This is a genomic window from Mesorhizobium sp. M0195 (assembly GCF_040322115.1).
Taxonomy (GTDB): domain Bacteria; phylum Pseudomonadota; class Alphaproteobacteria; order Rhizobiales; family Rhizobiaceae; genus Mesorhizobium.
In genome coordinates, this window is sequence record NZ_JAMYSV010000014.1 from 128,864 (window position 1) to 143,186 (window position 14,323).

Below are 14,323 nucleotides of genomic sequence, written 5' to 3' on the forward strand. Positions count from 1 at the left end.
CTCCATGCCCATGGTGAATGTGAATGGTGAATTGTAGTGAGTAGTGAGTGCACTCTCTTTCACTATTCACTATTCACTATTCACTATTCACTATTCACTATTCACTATTCACTATTCACTATTCACCCATTCACGCGTCGCGCGTCGCTGACGCTCGAATTGTCCTTTAGCTGCGACAGCAGCCTGTTCAAGTGCTTGAGGTCCCACACTTCGAGATCGATCAGCATTTCGGTGAAATCGGGCGCGGTGCGCACCATCGACAAAGTGTGGATGTTGGCATCGTTGGATGCGACGACTTGCGCAATGTCGGCTAGCGAACCCGGCGCGTTGATGGCGGTGACCGAGACGCGCGCCGGGAACCGCTCCTTGGTGCGCTCGTCAATATCCCAGCGCACGTCGATCCAGCGCTCGGGCTGGTCGTCAAAGGCCTGCAACGCCGGCGACTGGATCGGATAGATGGTGATACCGGTTCCCGGCTGCACGATGCCGACGATGCGATCGCCTGGCACTGCCCCTTCCGGCGCGAAGCGCACCGGCAAATCGCCGCGCACACCGCGGATCGGCACCGCATCGTCGCGCGGCTGGTTTTTATCCTTGCGCGCGGCGCGGCCCGGAATCTGGAACAGCATGCCGGCGGCATTGCGGATCTTCGACCAGCCCTCCTCGCGCTGCTTGGGCGCGACCAGCGTGACGCGCTCGTCCTTGTAGTCGGGAAACACCGCCTTCATGACATCGGTGGAGGCAACTTCGCCTCGGCCGACCGCGGCCAGCACATCCTCGATGTCCTTGCGCGCGAGGCGGTGCAGCACCGGCTTCAGGCTTTCCTTGGTGAAGGTCTTGCCGGACCGTTCGAAGGCGCGCTCCAGAATGCGGATACCGAGACCTGAATATTGCTTCCGAATAGCGTTCTTGGTGGCGCGGCGGATGGCCGACCGCGCCTTGCCGGTAACCACCACCGATTCCCATGCCGCAGGCGGCACCTGCGCCTTCGAGCGGATGATCTCAACCTCGTCGCCGTTCTTCAGCTCCGTCATCAGCGGCATGATGCGGCCATTGACCTTGGCGCCGACGCAAGTGTCGCCGACATCGGTGTGGACGGCATAGGCAAAGTCGATCGGCGTGGCGCCGCGCGGCAGCGCGATCAGCATGCCCTTCGGCGTAAAGCAGAACACCTGGTCCTGGAACAGTTCCAGCTTGGTGTTTTCGAGGAAGTCCTCGGGGTTGTCGCCTTCGGCAAGCTGCTCGATGGTGCGCCGCAGCCAGGCATAGGCATTGGTTTCCTTCGAGATCGCATGGGCGGCACCATTCATCTTGCCGCCGGTATCCTTATAGATCGAATGAGCGGCGACGCCGTATTCGGCGATCTTGTTCATCTGGTAGGTGCGGATCTGCAATTCGACGCGCTGGCGCGACGGGCCGACGATGGTGGTGTGGATCGAGCGGTAGTCGTTCTGCTTCGGCGTGGAGATGTAGTCCTTGAAGCGGCCGGGCACCATCGACCAGGTGGTGTGGATGGCGCCGAGCGCCCGGTAGCAGTCCTCGACGGTATCGACGACGACGCGAAAGCCGAAGATGTCGGACAGCTGCTCGAACGACAACGCCTTGGCTTCCATCTTGCGGAACACCGACCACGGCTTCTTCTGCCGGCTCTTGACCTCGGCCTTGATCGAATATTTGTCGAACAGCGTGGAGAGCGCCTTCTCGATCTCGGACAGCACACCCTTGTTGCGCTCGAAGATTTCGGCGAGCCGTGCGGTGACGGCGCGGTAGGCTTCCGGATTGATGAAGCGGAAGGCGATCTCCTCGAGCTCCTCGCGCATGCCTTGCATGCCCATGCGCCCGGCCAGCGGCGCATAGATGTCCATCGTTTCCTCGGCGATGCGCAGGCGCTTGGCTTCCGGCACATGGTCGAGCGTGCGCATGTTGTGCAAGCGGTCGGCGAGCTTGACCAGCAGCACGCGAACGTCTTCCGAGATCGCCAGCAACAGCTTGCGCAGGTTCTCCGCCTGCTCGGCCTTTTTGGAGACGAGGTCGAGCTTCTTCAGCTTGGTCAAGCCTTCGACCAGCTTGCCCATTTCCGGGCCGAACAATTCGTCGATCTCGGCCCTAGTCGCCGTGGTGTCCTCGATCGTGTCATGCAGCAAGGCAACGGCGATTGTCGCCTCGTCCATGTGCATTTCGGTGAGGATGGCGGCGACTTCGAGCGGATGCGAGAAATAGGGATCGCCGGAAGCGCGCTTCTGGTGGCCATGCTTCTGCATGGCGTAGACATAGGCCTTGTTGAGCAGCGCCTCGTTGACGTCAGGCTTGTAGCGCTGGACGCGCTCGACAAGCTCGTACTGACGCATCATGGGCAGGATCTCGCAATGCTGAAATGAATCATGCGCCGCACTGGCGTACGGCGCATGTCATAGATAGCCACGAAACCGCCGACGCGAAAGTGTCGGCAGTTGTCGCTAAGATCAATAATCGTCGCTTTTTTCCGGCGGCACCAGACCTTCGATGCCGGCCAACAGGTCTTCTTCGGTCATGCGATCGAAGGTGACGTTGTCCTCGGCGTCGTCGGCATCGGTGGCCGCAACGGCGCTGCCGGTCTGGTCGGCAATCGCCTCGCCATCGGCTTCCGGCTCATCGACCTCGACATGCTTCTGCAGCGAATGGATGAGATCTTCCTTGAGGTCGTCCGGCGACAGCGTCTCTTCGGCGATTTCGCGGAGCGCAACGACCGGGTTCTTGTCGTTGTCGCGCGGTACGGTGATCTGCGCGCCCTGGCTGATCTGACGGGCGCGGTGGCCGGCCAGGAGCACCAGCTCGAAGCGGTTGTCGACCTTGTCGATGCAATCTTCAACGGTTACGCGGGCCATGAGTTGCCCCTTTCATGCCTGGATTTAATGGAAAACAGGCGCGGTCCATAACCCGAACGCCGCCAAAATACAAGCTTTTATGGCGGTGCGCAGCTCTGACGCGGGCCGCCTACGACGACACAGCGCCGATCACAATTGCTTGCAGTGCGGCATGGCGCCTTGGATTGCCGTAAAACTGGCGTTATCTCGAACAATGAAGGCCAACAGGTCTATTATCAGACCGGTATCAGACTGGCCGGTAGTCGCGACGCATTTAGACGACCGCTTATTTCGAAAAAGGACATTTTCCATGTTCGATCCTCGTGAAAAAATCGCTCTCTTTATCGACGGTGCAAATCTCTACGCCACCTCGCGCGCGCTGGGCTTTGACATCGACTACCGCAAACTTTTGTCGAGCTTCCAGAAACGCGGCTATCTGCTGCGCGCCTATTACTACACCGCGCTGGTCGAGGATCAGGAATACTCCTCGATACGTCCGCTGATCGACTGGCTCGATTATAACGGCTTCAAGGTGGTGACCAAGCCGGCCAAGGAATTCACCGACTCGACCGGCCGGCGCAAGATCAAGGGCAATATGGATATCGAGCTGACCGTCGATGCGCTGGAGCTTGCCGATGTCGTCGACCATTATGTCATCTTCTCAGGCGACGGCGATTTCCGTACGCTGGTCGAGGCGCTGCAGCGGCGCGGGCGCAAGGTGTCGATCGTCTCGACGATGGCTTCGCAGCCGCCGATGATCTCCGACGATCTGCGCCGCCAGGCCGACCATTTCATTGACCTGATGACACTCAAGAACGAAGTCGGCCGCGATCCGTCGGAGCGGCCGGTGCGTCGGCCCGAACCGGCCGAAGTCGACGAGGAAGACTATTGACGGTCGTTGCCTTGACCGCGCCCCTAGTCGTCTCGCCCGAACCCGATCGCGATTGCCCGCTCTGCCCGCGGCTGCACGACTTTATCGCCGAGTGGCGGCGGCGCGAGCCGTCCTGGTTCAACGCGCCGGTGCCGACCTTTTTGCCGCCGGAAGGCGAGGACGCGGTGCGCTTGCTGATCGTCGGCCTGGCGCCTGGCCTGCGCGGGGCGAACCGGACGGGGCGCCCCTTCACCGGCGATTTTGCCGGCGACCTGCTCTACAACACGCTGATCGCGCACGGCTTTGCGCGCGGCGAATTCAAAGCGCGACCAGATGACGGGCTGGAGCTTGTCGGTACGGCGATTACCAATGCGGTGCGCTGCGTGCCGCCGGATAACAAGCCGGTTGGCGCCGAGATAGCGACCTGCCGGACCTTCCTGGTGCCGACGATCGCGCGGTTTCCAAATCTGCGCGCTGTGCTGGCACTGGGCTCGATCGCGCACCAGTCGACCGTGCGGGCGCTCGGCCAACGCGTTGCCGCCTATCCGTTCCGGCATGGTGGGCAGCAGCAGGCCAATGGCATCACGCTGTTTTCCAGCTATCATTGCTCGCGCTACAACACCAATACCGGCGTGTTGACGGAAGCGATGTTCGTCGACGTCTTCAGTCAGGTTGAAGTTTTTCTGAAGACATAGAGTCGGACGACGCCCGCCAGGGCACGAGCCCTAGATTCGGGCAATCGCGAACAACCAGGCTAGGAGATCCAGCAACCACAGAAACAGTGCAAGCTGCAGCGCGACGCGCAAGCGTTGGATGATCCGCCAATTGCTGGCCATGTCGGATTTGATGCGCAGCGCAAGCGCTCGGTGCATCCCGTCCAGGGTTGCGGGAGGGTGCTGATCGACGACGTCGTGGAGCAGCTTCTCTGGATCGAAACGGAACGTATAGTTATAATACGGCCACACCATAATCGCGACCAGCAGGCCGATAAGAAAAAGCAATGTCAGCGCCAGCCAGTTCCAAGGCCCCACGCCATCCAGGAGCGCCCTGCCTCCAAGGAGAGAACTCGCGAACGCAGTTGCGAAAATCAGATTTCCAGCGCGCGTATTGAGACTTTCAACCACGCCCTGCTGGTGTTGGCCACGCACCGCCTCCGCGTAGACAAATGCCAGGCGGGGGTCGCCGCCGTCCGCCGCAGCAGGTGGGGCGTTGCTGTCATGGTTGATGAAGGGCGCTCCGGCATCAAATGTAGTTAGCACAGCGCCACCTGCGATACGAATAGTTGGTGGAAGCATGAAAGGCGGGACGGTGACGTTCAACTTTTAGGGAAACAATGAATCGGGCGCGATTGATCAATCTACAAAATCCCATGAAATCTCACCTTTGAACCTCGCAATCGCCTCCTCGACTAACTCCAAAGGAATATCCTTCCGATACAGAGTTACCTCTCGGGTTCGCCTTGTGTCGTCACGGAAGATCTCCAACACTTGGTCGCCTTCAATCCAAAGCTCGACGCCGATTCCGTCCCGGTCGGCTACGTCGCTTGCGACTATCCAAGATTTTTTTGGTTCTGCGGTCATTGGCTAATCCAAAGTATGCGGCCAAGCTAGCGTATCTCCGCCGATGAAGTCTGCAAAACGGTCGTAAGCTGAACTCAAAACTGAGACGCTATCGAATAGCCGTATTTGTCAAGGCTTCGTCGTTCTGTCTTCGGGCCGGTGAGGGTGCTTTCGGGCGGACAGGAATAGTGTCAATCCGACGCCGTCGCTTCAGGCGCTGCGGCAAACATCGCTGCCAGTGTCGCCGGCCCGCCTTGGAGAACATTCAGGTCGACGTCGCCGCTGATGCCGTCGACGCGGCCCCGGTTGTGGTACTGCCAGTAAATCCAGTCGTCATGGCCTGGCCGCAGCGCCAGCGAACGCAGCCAGCGCGGGCGGCCGGCTACCTGCCCGGCATAGGCTTGCGCGGCCTCGTCGGTGACATAGAGTATCGCCGTCTTGCCGAACGCTGCTTCGACCGGGCCGAGGAAGGCTGAGAGTTCGGCGCTCAGTTGTTCGGGAGTTGGCCGCTGCGGGCAATTGCCGCCGAACTCGATGTCTACCACCGGCGGCAGCAAAGGCTGATCGCGCGGCACCACCGAGATGAAGTTGCGTGCCTGATCGGCACCCGGCCTGCAGAAGGTGAAAAAGTGATAGGCGCCGACGGCAAGGCCGGCGGCGCGGGCCGCACGCAAATTGCCCGCGAAGGTATCATCGACATGGTCGCCGCCTTCAGTTGCCTTGATAACGGCGAAGGCGACATCGTCGGCGGCAACACGCCGCCAGTCGATCTGCCGCTGATGGTGGGAAACGTCGATGCCCCTGACCGGATATTTGCCGCGATCCGGAGAAAACGTCTGAAAGTAGGTATAGCCGCCGGCCAGGATAAGGCCCGCCATGAGCAGACCGGCAGCACCCCACAAGACGATCCGGTTTTTCAACAGAGACCTATCCCCATTGGTCCGCCCTGCCCGCCGCTATGCTCGGGGCGTTCGTCGCTCGAAAAGCCAAATCATGGCTTTTCGTCCGCTTCGGACCGCCCCTCACCCTCGCTCTTTCAGCAGCCGGCCCTTCTCGCGCGACCAGTCGCGCTGCTTTTCGGTCTCGCGCTTGTCGTGCAGCTTCTTGCCGCGGCCAACGGCGAGCAGCAGCTTGGCACGGCCCTGGTCGTTGAAGTAGATCTTCAGCGGCACCAGCGTCATGCCTTCGCGGTCGACGCTCTGCGACAGCTTGGCCATCTCGCGCTTGTTGAGCAGGAGTTTGCGGCGGCGGCGTGGCTCGTGGTTGAAGCGGTTGGCCTGCAGGTATTCCGGCAGATAGGAGTTGATCAGCCAGATCTCGCCGCCCTCGACCGAGGCGTAGCTGTCCTGGATGTTGGCCTGGCCCTGGCGAAGCGATTTCACTTCGGTACCGGTCAGCACCAGGCCGGCCTCGATCGTGTCGAGCACCTCATAGGAAAACCGCGCCTTGCGGTTTTCCGCAACGGTCTTGTTGTTGGGATCGGCTTTTCTGACTTGATTCATGATGCGGAGAGGTGGCGCCTCATCCCTAGTTTATCAAGCCGGCGTGCTTCATCGCTGCGTCGATCTTCTCGGCGGTCGACGGCTCGACCGTCATTAGCGGCGAGCGCAGCACGTTTTCGACCTTGCCCAGCTTCGACAGCGCATATTTCGCGCCGGAAACGCCGGGCTCCATGAAAATCGCCTTGTGCAGCGGCAACAGACGGTCCTGCAGGTCGAGCGCCTTGGCGCTGTCGCCGGAAAGCGTTGCCTTCTGGAATTCGGCGCAGAGCCTGGGCGCGACATTTGCTGTCACCGAGATGCAACCGACACCGCCATGCGCGTTGAAGCCGAGTGCCGAGGCGTCTTCGCCGGAGAGCTGGATGAAATCCTTGCCGCAGGTGGCGCGCTGCTCTGAAACCCGCTCGACCTTGCCGGTGGCATCCTTGACGCCGACGATGTTCTTGAAGTCGTGCACCAATTGCCCCATCGTCTCCGGGCTCATGTCGACCACCGAGCGCGGTGGAATGTTGTAGATGATGATCGGCAGGCTGGTCGCCTTGGCGACGGCGGCGAAATGCGCATAGAGGCCGCGCTGCGTCGGCCTGTTGTAATAGGGCGTCACGACAAGGGCCGCGTCGGCGCCCGCCTTCTCGGCATACTGGACCAGGCCGACCGCCTCTTCGGTGTTGTTGGAGCCGGCGCCGGCGACGACCGGAACCCGGCCCTTGGCGACCTCGATGCAAACCTTGACGACTTGGCGGTGCTCGTCATGCGACAGCGTCGGCGACTCGCCGGTGGTGCCGACCGGGACCACGCCCGTCGTGCCTTCCGCGATCTGCCAGGCTATGAACGCGCGAAAGGCTTTCTCGTCGAAACGGCCGCTCTTTTCGAACGGTGTGACGAGCGCGGTCAGCGAGCCTCTCAGCATGTCGTCCAACTCCTTGGGGCCTTTCGGGTTTTGTCGTGCGCGCCTTCTAGCCGAAAGCGAAGCGGCGCACCATAGTCTCGACATTGTTGCGCGGCAAGCATTGCGCCGGCAATCGCAATTCGAACGACCTCAATAAGATTTTCTTTACGGGCCCTTCACCACCGACGAATAGGCTTCGGTTCAACTGTGCCTGTTGTAACGTCGAAGAACAGGAAATGACCAGATCCATGCCGGCCAGGCGGCCTCATCTTTTCGCGCTTTTCGGCGCGATCGTCGCGCTGATACCCGGCGCGGCGATCGGCGGCAGCGTCGATATGCGGGTCACGTCGGCGATCCCGATGACGGCGCCGGACAACGATGCGCTGCCGCAGTCCCCGTCGCCGTCCGCCAGCGTTGCGATGCTGAAGAGCGGTCTCGACGCGCTGGCGGCAAACGACATTCAGCGCGCGCGCCAGGTGCGCGAGGCGCTGCCGGCCAAATCGCTCGATCGGCACATCCTTGCCTGGGCGATAGCGCTCTATGGCGGCGACCAGGTGCCGAGCGGCGACATCGCCGATGCCGCGAAGATGCTGCCGAACTGGCCGGGCACGATCGCCTTGCGCAAGAACAGCGAGCGCGCGCTCTATCGCGAGAACCCCGCGCCACATGTCGTGGTGCGGGCGTTCGACGGCAGCCAGCCGCTGACCTTCGAAGGCGTGGTGATCCTGGCCCGCTCCTATGTAGCGCTGGGCGATACGAAGGCGGCGCGCTCGGTGCTGTCGCCATTCTGGCGCACCGAAAAGCTCGAAGCCAGGGACGAGGCGGCGGTCATCCGCGAGTTCGGCGCGCTGATCCCGGCCGCTGACCATCGCTTCCGCATGGAGCGCATGTTCTATGCCGACCGGGTCGCTTCGGCGCTGCGCGTCGCCGGTCTCGCCGGCGCCCAGCAATTGGCCGACGCCTGGGCGGCAGTCACCAAAGGCGACAAGAACGCGGCCAAGCTGCTGAAGGCGGTGCCGACAGCGCAGCGGGCGGCCGGCTATCTCTTTGCCGAAGCCGAATATCTGCGCAAGCAGCAGAAATTTTCCGACGCCGCCGCGCTGGTGATGAAAGCGCCGGGCGACCGTGACGCGCTGGTCGATCCGGACGCCTGGTGGGTCGAGCGCCGGGTGCTGTCGCGCGAGCTGGTCGACCAGGGCGACATGAAGACCGCCTACAGAATAGTCGCCGCGCACGCCGCCGAAAGTGCCGCCAATGCCGCCGAGGCGGAATTCCACGCCGGCTGGTACGCGCTGCGCGGCCTCAACGATCCCGCCACCGCCGCCAAGCATTTTGCGCGAATCGCGGAGCTCGCCCAGGGGCCGATGTCGCTGTCGCGCGCTTACTACTGGCTCGGCCGCGCCGCCGAAGTCGGCGGGCCTGGCAATGCCAAGGATTATTTCAGCCGCGCCGCCAGCTACGGCACGACCTTTTACGGCCAGCTCGCCGGCGAGCGCGTCGGCCGGCAGACCCTCAACATCGTCTACCCCCAGCCAAGTGCCGCCGACCGCCGGAATTTTGCCACCCGCGAGGCGGTCAGCGCCATCAAGCGGCTGCAGGAGGCCGGCTATGACCGCTACGCCGAAACGCTCTACCGCGACCTTGCCGGGCAGTTGAACAGCCCTGGCGAACTTGCGCTGCTTGCGGCGCTGGCGGAAAGACAAGGCAACCATTTCATGGCGCTGAAGGTCGGCAAGATCGCCGGCGCCCGCGGCATCGACGTCGGCGCGCTGTCACATCCGCTCGGCGTAATTCCCGACACCGCCAACGTCTCCGGCTCGGGCAAGGCGCTGGCCTATGCGATTGCCCGGCAGGAAAGCGAATTCAACATCGGCGCCGTCTCCAGCGCCGGCGCGCGCGGACTGCTGCAGCTGATGCCGGGCACCGCCAAGCAATTGGCGAAGAAGGCCGGCATGACATTTTCTCAGGCCCGGCTGACCACCGATGCCGGCTACAATGCAACGCTGGGCGCTGCCTTTCTCGGCGAGCAGCTCGGCCGTTTCGATGGCTCCTACGTGCTGACCTTCGCAGGCTACAATGCCGGCCCCACCCGCGCCGCCCAGTGGGTGGCGAAATACGGCGATCCGCGCGGCAAGGACGTCGACGCCATCGTCGACTGGATCGAGCGAATTCCCTATACGGAAACAAGAAGTTACGTCCAGCGCGTGATGGAGAATTACGAGGTTTACAAGATGCGCATTTCCGGCAAATACGACATTGTCGGGGATCTGGTGAACGGCCGGGGGTGACGACCGGGCTTCAAGCCAAGTCAGGCTGCGATCCTTCGCGCCCCCCTCTGTCCTGCCGGACATCTCCCCCTCTAGTGGGGAGATTGGCAGCTTCGCTGAGGGGTACTTTTCTGCAACTTGGGATGTTATCGAAAACGGAGATGATGGCCGATCTCCCCCCTTTTGAGGGTCCTTTGAGGGGGAGATGTCCGGCAGGACAGAGGGGGCGCTGTCCCGCCGACATCTCGAAGATTCTCAGCGCCGACGCTTCGATTTGACCACCCCTGCCCTCGCCTGTAGCAGTCGGGAACGATCCGGCAACTGCGAGGAAGCGGTCCATATGGCAATCGAGCAGGGTTTTTCCGATTTCTTCTACGCCGCGCCGGACGGGCTGTCCCTGCACGCCCGCATCTACGGCGAAGCGAATTCCGGCCATTGGCCAGTCGTTTGCCTGCCCGGCCTGACCCGCAATTGCCGTGATTTCCACGAGCTGGCGCTTTATCTGTCGACGCGGGCGAAGCGCAAGGTCGTCGCTTTCGACTATCGCGGGCGCGGGCAGTCCGCCTACGATGCCGATATCGGCCACTACAATGTCGGCACCGAAGCGGGTGATATTCTCGCCGGGCTGGCAGCACTCGGCATCGAGGAGGCTGCCTTCATCGGCACGTCGCGCGGCGGACTGATCGTCCACGTGCTCGGGGCGATGCGGCCGGCCGTGCTGAAGGCCATCGTCTTCAACGACATCGGCCCGGTGATCGAGCCGCAAGGTCTCGCCCATATCCGCTCCTATCTCAACCCCATGCCAAGGCCGAAGACGTACGCCGAGGTGGTCCGCGACCTGCGCAGCATCCATGGCGCGGATTTTCCGGCGCTGACCGATGCGGATTGGGAGCGGATGGCGTCAGCCCTCTACCGCGAGACCAAGGAGGGATTTCTGCCCGACTTCGACCCGAAACTGGTCGACACGCTGGCGGGCCTAGACCTCACTCAGCCGGTGCCTGATCTGTGGCCGCAGTTCGACGCGCTGGCGGCGGTCCCGATGCTCGTCATACGCGGCGCCAACTCGAAGCTGCTGTCCGCGGAAACACTCGAGCAGATGCGCACGCGCCATGCCGACATCGAAACGATCACGGTCGACGGCCAGGGGCATGCACCGTTCTTGGAGTCCGGGATCCTGCCGGGCAGGATCGCTGGTTTTTTCGAGCGGGCGGAGCGGCTGCGCGGTTGGAAGTAAAGCTCGAGAACTGAGGAATTTATTGGGCAGTGCTGCACCGACTTTGAGCGGTGGCGGAGAGGATGGGATTCGAACCCACGAGAAGCTTTTGACCTCTACTCCCTTAGCAGGGGAGCGCCTTCGACCACTCGGCCACCTCTCCGTTGCGCCGGTGGATAAAGAAAAGCGCCGCCACAATCAACAAGCTGGTGTCACTATCGTCGAAAAATCGGGCTTCCGCCAAAATGCCACCTGTGGCTTGCGGCGATTCCGCGGCAATTCCCTGGCTGTTGAGTCGGCGCATGGTCACAGTTTGAGCGGGCCATTGCCGGAATTGGCTGGAATGCGGGGTTGCCGGGGCCCGATAGTTAATGGGAGCTTTCGGAGTGAGGCCAAATCGTGTCATTTGTGCAACAACGCTCGGCGATAGCGCCACCACAAACCTTTTGCCGGTACGATCGTGGTTGAACGACGCCGCCTCATGGGTAATGTCGGGTTTGAAGGAGCGGCGCGGTGCGCATCTTTTTCGGTAGTGGGGATGGGGCAGGGAACGCTGTCCTTCAGCAAAGAATACCCAGACCCGTTTTTTAACTTTTGACTGGAGGTCAGAAAATGAACATCAAGAGCCTGCTTCTCGGCTCCGCTGCGGCGCTGATCGCAGTATCCGGTGCGCGCGCCGCCGACGCCGTCGTCGTCGCCGAGCCGGAACCCGCTGAATACGTCAAGATCTGCGACGTCTACGGCGCTGGCTACTTCTACATCCCCGGCACCGAAACCTGCCTGCGCATCGGCGGCTATGTCCGCTACGACATCGGCATCGGCGACGTCGGTTCGTTCGACGGTGCTGAGAATTTCGATCACGAAGATGGCGATATCCAGGACACCTACTCCAAGAACGCCCGCTTCAACCTGAAGACCTGGACCGCTCAGGAAACCGAACTCGGCACCTTGAAGACCTACACCGAGACCCGGTTCAATTTCGGCAACCGCAACCGTCACGTTAGCACCACAACCACCGATCCGGACGGCCCCGAGGGTCCGCTGCTGCCGGTCACGACCATCGTCAGAAATGACGCCGAAAACAAGGGCGTTTCGCTGAACTTCGCCTGGATCCAGCTCGGTGGCCTGCGCGTCGGTAAGGACGAATCGGCCTTCAACACGTTCATCGGCTACGCCGGCAGCGTCATCCAGGATACGCTGGTTCCTTACGGTGATTTCGACACCAACGTCGTCCAGTACTACTTCGATTTCGGCAACGGCTTCTCGGCCGTGGCTTCGCTCGAGCAGGGCGCGGGCCGCGTTGGGACCATCGACAGCTACGTTCCGCATGTCGTCGGCGGCCTGAAGTGGACGCAGGGCTGGGGCGCGATCACCGGCGTCATCGCCTACGACAGCAACTACGAAGAAGTGGCCGGCAAGGTTCGTTTGGACGTGAATGCAACCGACGCGCTGTCGCTGTTCATCATGGCGGGCTACGGCACTGACGATAACCTCAATGACCCGGGCAACTTTGTCCCAGCCAATGGCCGTGGTTTCTACAAGCAGTGGGGCGGCAACTGGGCGGTTTGGGGTGGCGGCACCTACAAGTTCAACGAGAAGACCTCGTTCAACGTGCAGGCTTCCGCTGACGACGACAAGAACTATGCCGTCGCGGCGAACATCGCCTACGACATCGTTCCTGGCCTGACGATCACCGCCGAAGTCGATTGGGACCACTACGGGCGGTTTAACGATCCGGCCAGCTTCACCAACGTCAACTGGACCAGTGCGGACAAGAAGGACAGCATTGGCGGCCTCCTCCGCTTCCAGCGCTCGTTCTAATAAGTTCGACCTGACCAATATTGAACCCGGCGGGCAACCGCCGGGTTTTTCTTTGAGCCATTCGCCGGCTGCCACATTTCAAGGCTGCCGCGGAACTTGCGCAGGCCAAGCCGGCAGGCTAGCAAGAAGGCCCCTTTTTTAACGAGCCTTTGCCATGCGCCCTCCCCTTACACCGCTCATCGCAGCGCTTCCCTCCACGGTGCCGTTTGTCGGCCCGGAGGCGCAGGAGCGCGACCGCGGCCGCGCCTTTCGCGCCCGCATCGGGGCCAATGAGAGCAGCTTTGGCCCTTCGCCGCGCGTCGTTACCCGCATGGCCGGGATTGCCGGCGACATGTGGATGTATTGCGACCCCGATAATCACGATTTGAAGGTAGCCGTAGCCAGGCATCTCGGCGTCGGCGCCGAAAACGTCGTCGTCGGCGAAGGCATAGACGGGCTGCTCAGCCTGGTTGCGCGCATGTATGTGGCGCCCGGCGACGCGGTGGTGACCTCGCTCGGCGCCTATCCGACCTTCAACTTTCATGTTGCCGGCGTCGGCGGCCGATTGGTCGCAGTGCCCTACGAGAACGATCGGGAAAACCTCGACGGCCTGCTGGCTGCGGTCGCCAGGGAGAAGGCGCCACTGGTCTACCTGTCCAACCCGGACAATCCGATGGGCAGCTGGTGGGAAGCCGCCGAACTCGGCCGCTTCATCGAGGCCTTGCCGGAAACCACAATGCTGGTGCTCGACGAGGCCTATGGCGAATTAGGGCCAGCCTCAGCGCTGCCGCCAATCGATGTGGCGCGGCCGAACGTCATCCGCATGCGCACCTTCTCCAAGGCCTATGGGCTGGCCGGCATACGCTGCGGCTACGCGGTGGCCGAGGCCCAGGTGATTCGCGACTTCGAGAAGATCCGCAACCACTACGGCGTCAGCCGCATGGCGCAGATCGCCGGCGTCGAGGCGCTTGCCGATCAAGCCTGGCTGGAAAGCGTGGTGGCGCGGGTCGCCTCCGGCCGCCGACGCATTGCCGGAACAGCCGAGGCGAACGGGCTGAAGCCGCTGGCTTCGGCGACCAATTTCGTCACCATCGATTGCGGCCGCGACGGCGCCTTCGCGCTGAAGGTGCTGCGGGCGCTGTTGTCGCGCGACGTCTTCATCCGCAAGCCGATGGTGCCGGTGCTCGATCGCTGCATCCGGGTCAGCGTCGGCCTCGACCACGAGCTCGACATTTTTGCCGAGGAATTGCCCGGCGCACTGGCGGCAGCACGGGGGAACTGAAGAGCCTTCGCCCTATGTGGGCCTGTTGCGCAGTAACCGGGGATGTTTGGATGGGGCGGGATCGCAGGGATTTCGCTCGTCTTTGTGAGCTCCGCCCCCT

13 protein-coding genes and 1 tRNA gene are annotated in these 14,323 nt (G+C 62.2%); 6 read left to right on the plus strand and 8 right to left on the minus strand.

Annotated features, from left to right (window positions below; all coding sequences use genetic code 11):
* Window positions 1-122: 122 nt before the first annotated feature.
* Both NKJ12_RS23815 and rpoZ read right to left on the minus strand, forming a co-directional pair.
* Window positions 123-2,351, minus strand: a complete 2,229-nt coding sequence (locus NKJ12_RS23815; protein ID WP_254820189.1) for a RelA/SpoT family protein — start codon at window positions 2,349-2,351, stop codon at window positions 123-125.
* A 111-nt stretch (window positions 2,352-2,462) separates the two neighbouring features.
* Complete coding sequence (gene rpoZ / locus NKJ12_RS23820) at window positions 2,463-2,864, minus strand: DNA-directed RNA polymerase subunit omega (protein ID WP_023677773.1); 402 nt, start codon at window positions 2,862-2,864, stop codon at window positions 2,463-2,465.
* 289 nt (window positions 2,865-3,153) lie between these two features.
* Here rpoZ and NKJ12_RS23825 point away from each other — a divergent pair, with 289 nt between their 5' ends.
* Together NKJ12_RS23825 and NKJ12_RS23830 are read left to right on the plus strand one after the other, a co-directional pair.
* On the plus strand, window positions 3,154-3,735 hold the full coding sequence (locus tag NKJ12_RS23825) for a LabA-like NYN domain-containing protein (protein ID WP_292657898.1): 582 nt from the start codon (window positions 3,154-3,156) through the stop codon (window positions 3,733-3,735).
* Window positions 3,732-4,409, plus strand: coding sequence for a uracil-DNA glycosylase (locus NKJ12_RS23830; protein WP_352705417.1), 678 nt, complete (start codon window positions 3,732-3,734; stop codon window positions 4,407-4,409). Before NKJ12_RS23825 ends, NKJ12_RS23830 begins: the two co-directional genes overlap by 4 nt.
* 30 nt (window positions 4,410-4,439) lie before the next feature.
* Here NKJ12_RS23830 and NKJ12_RS23835 read toward each other — a convergent pair whose 3' ends face one another.
* From NKJ12_RS23835 to dapA, 5 genes are all read right to left on the minus strand, one after another.
* Window positions 4,440-5,033, minus strand: a complete 594-nt coding sequence (locus NKJ12_RS23835; RefSeq protein ID WP_352705419.1) for a hypothetical protein — start codon at window positions 5,031-5,033, stop codon at window positions 4,440-4,442.
* A gap of 33 nt (window positions 5,034-5,066) precedes the next feature.
* Window positions 5,067-5,294, minus strand: coding sequence for a hypothetical protein (locus NKJ12_RS23840; protein ID WP_352705421.1), 228 nt, complete (start codon window positions 5,292-5,294; stop codon window positions 5,067-5,069).
* Window positions 5,295-5,464: 170 nt separating this feature from the next.
* On the minus strand, window positions 5,465-6,193 hold the full coding sequence (locus NKJ12_RS23845; protein WP_352705423.1) for a GH25 family lysozyme: 729 nt from the start codon (window positions 6,191-6,193) through the stop codon (window positions 5,465-5,467).
* A 102-nt stretch (window positions 6,194-6,295) separates the two neighbouring features.
* Window positions 6,296-6,775: an SsrA-binding protein SmpB gene (gene smpB, locus NKJ12_RS23850; RefSeq protein WP_006202221.1), complete on the minus strand. Its 480-nt coding sequence runs from the start codon at window positions 6,773-6,775 to the stop codon at window positions 6,296-6,298.
* Between the two features lie 25 nt (window positions 6,776-6,800).
* Complete coding sequence (dapA, locus tag NKJ12_RS23855; protein ID WP_352705425.1) at window positions 6,801-7,682, minus strand: 4-hydroxy-tetrahydrodipicolinate synthase; 882 nt, start codon at window positions 7,680-7,682, stop codon at window positions 6,801-6,803.
* Window positions 7,683-7,909: 227 nt separating this feature from the next.
* On the opposite strand from dapA, the gene NKJ12_RS23860 reads away from it, so the two are divergent.
* Together NKJ12_RS23860 and NKJ12_RS23865 are read left to right on the plus strand one after the other, a co-directional pair.
* The gene (locus tag NKJ12_RS23860) at window positions 7,910-9,949 is read left to right on the plus strand and encodes a lytic transglycosylase domain-containing protein (RefSeq protein ID WP_352705443.1); all 2,040 of its coding nucleotides are present in this window, start codon (window positions 7,910-7,912) and stop codon (window positions 9,947-9,949) included.
* A gap of 319 nt (window positions 9,950-10,268) precedes the next feature.
* Window positions 10,269-11,162, plus strand: coding sequence for an alpha/beta fold hydrolase (locus NKJ12_RS23865; RefSeq protein ID WP_352705427.1), 894 nt, complete (start codon window positions 10,269-10,271; stop codon window positions 11,160-11,162).
* A 51-nt stretch (window positions 11,163-11,213) separates the two neighbouring features.
* Here NKJ12_RS23865 and NKJ12_RS23870 read toward each other — a convergent pair.
* A tRNA-Ser gene (locus tag NKJ12_RS23870) sits at window positions 11,214-11,304 on the minus strand.
* A 449-nt stretch (window positions 11,305-11,753) separates the two neighbouring features.
* Between NKJ12_RS23870 and NKJ12_RS23875 the strand changes: the two genes are divergently transcribed.
* Together NKJ12_RS23875 and NKJ12_RS23880 are read left to right on the plus strand one after the other, a co-directional pair.
* Complete coding sequence (locus NKJ12_RS23875; RefSeq protein WP_352705429.1) at window positions 11,754-12,962, plus strand: porin; 1,209 nt, start codon at window positions 11,754-11,756, stop codon at window positions 12,960-12,962.
* Window positions 12,963-13,116: 154 nt separating this feature from the next.
* Complete coding sequence (locus NKJ12_RS23880; RefSeq protein WP_352690001.1) at window positions 13,117-14,223, plus strand: pyridoxal phosphate-dependent aminotransferase; 1,107 nt, start codon at window positions 13,117-13,119, stop codon at window positions 14,221-14,223.
* Window positions 14,224-14,323: the final 100 nt, after the last annotated feature.

Coding starts and splice junctions, on each gene's coding strand:
- NKJ12_RS23815 (WP_254820189.1), bottom strand. CDS start 2,351: ATGATGCGTCAGTACGAGCTTGTCGAGCGCGTCCAGCGCTACAAGCCT.
- dapA (WP_352705425.1), bottom strand. CDS start 7,682: ATGCTGAGAGGCTCGCTGACCGCGCTCGTCACACCGTTCGAAAAGAGC.
- NKJ12_RS23860 (WP_352705443.1), top strand. CDS start 7,910: ATGCCGGCCAGGCGGCCTCATCTTTTCGCGCTTTTCGGCGCGATCGTC.
- NKJ12_RS23865 (WP_352705427.1), top strand. CDS start 10,269: ATGGCAATCGAGCAGGGTTTTTCCGATTTCTTCTACGCCGCGCCGGAC.
- rpoZ (WP_023677773.1), bottom strand. CDS start 2,864: ATGGCCCGCGTAACCGTTGAAGATTGCATCGACAAGGTCGACAACCGC.
- smpB (WP_006202221.1), bottom strand. CDS start 6,775: ATGAATCAAGTCAGAAAAGCCGATCCCAACAACAAGACCGTTGCGGAA.
- NKJ12_RS23875 (WP_352705429.1), top strand. CDS start 11,754: ATGAACATCAAGAGCCTGCTTCTCGGCTCCGCTGCGGCGCTGATCGCA.
- NKJ12_RS23825 (WP_292657898.1), top strand. CDS start 3,154: ATGTTCGATCCTCGTGAAAAAATCGCTCTCTTTATCGACGGTGCAAAT.
- NKJ12_RS23840 (WP_352705421.1), bottom strand. CDS start 5,294: ATGACCGCAGAACCAAAAAAATCTTGGATAGTCGCAAGCGACGTAGCC.
- NKJ12_RS23880 (WP_352690001.1), top strand. CDS start 13,117: ATGCGCCCTCCCCTTACACCGCTCATCGCAGCGCTTCCCTCCACGGTG.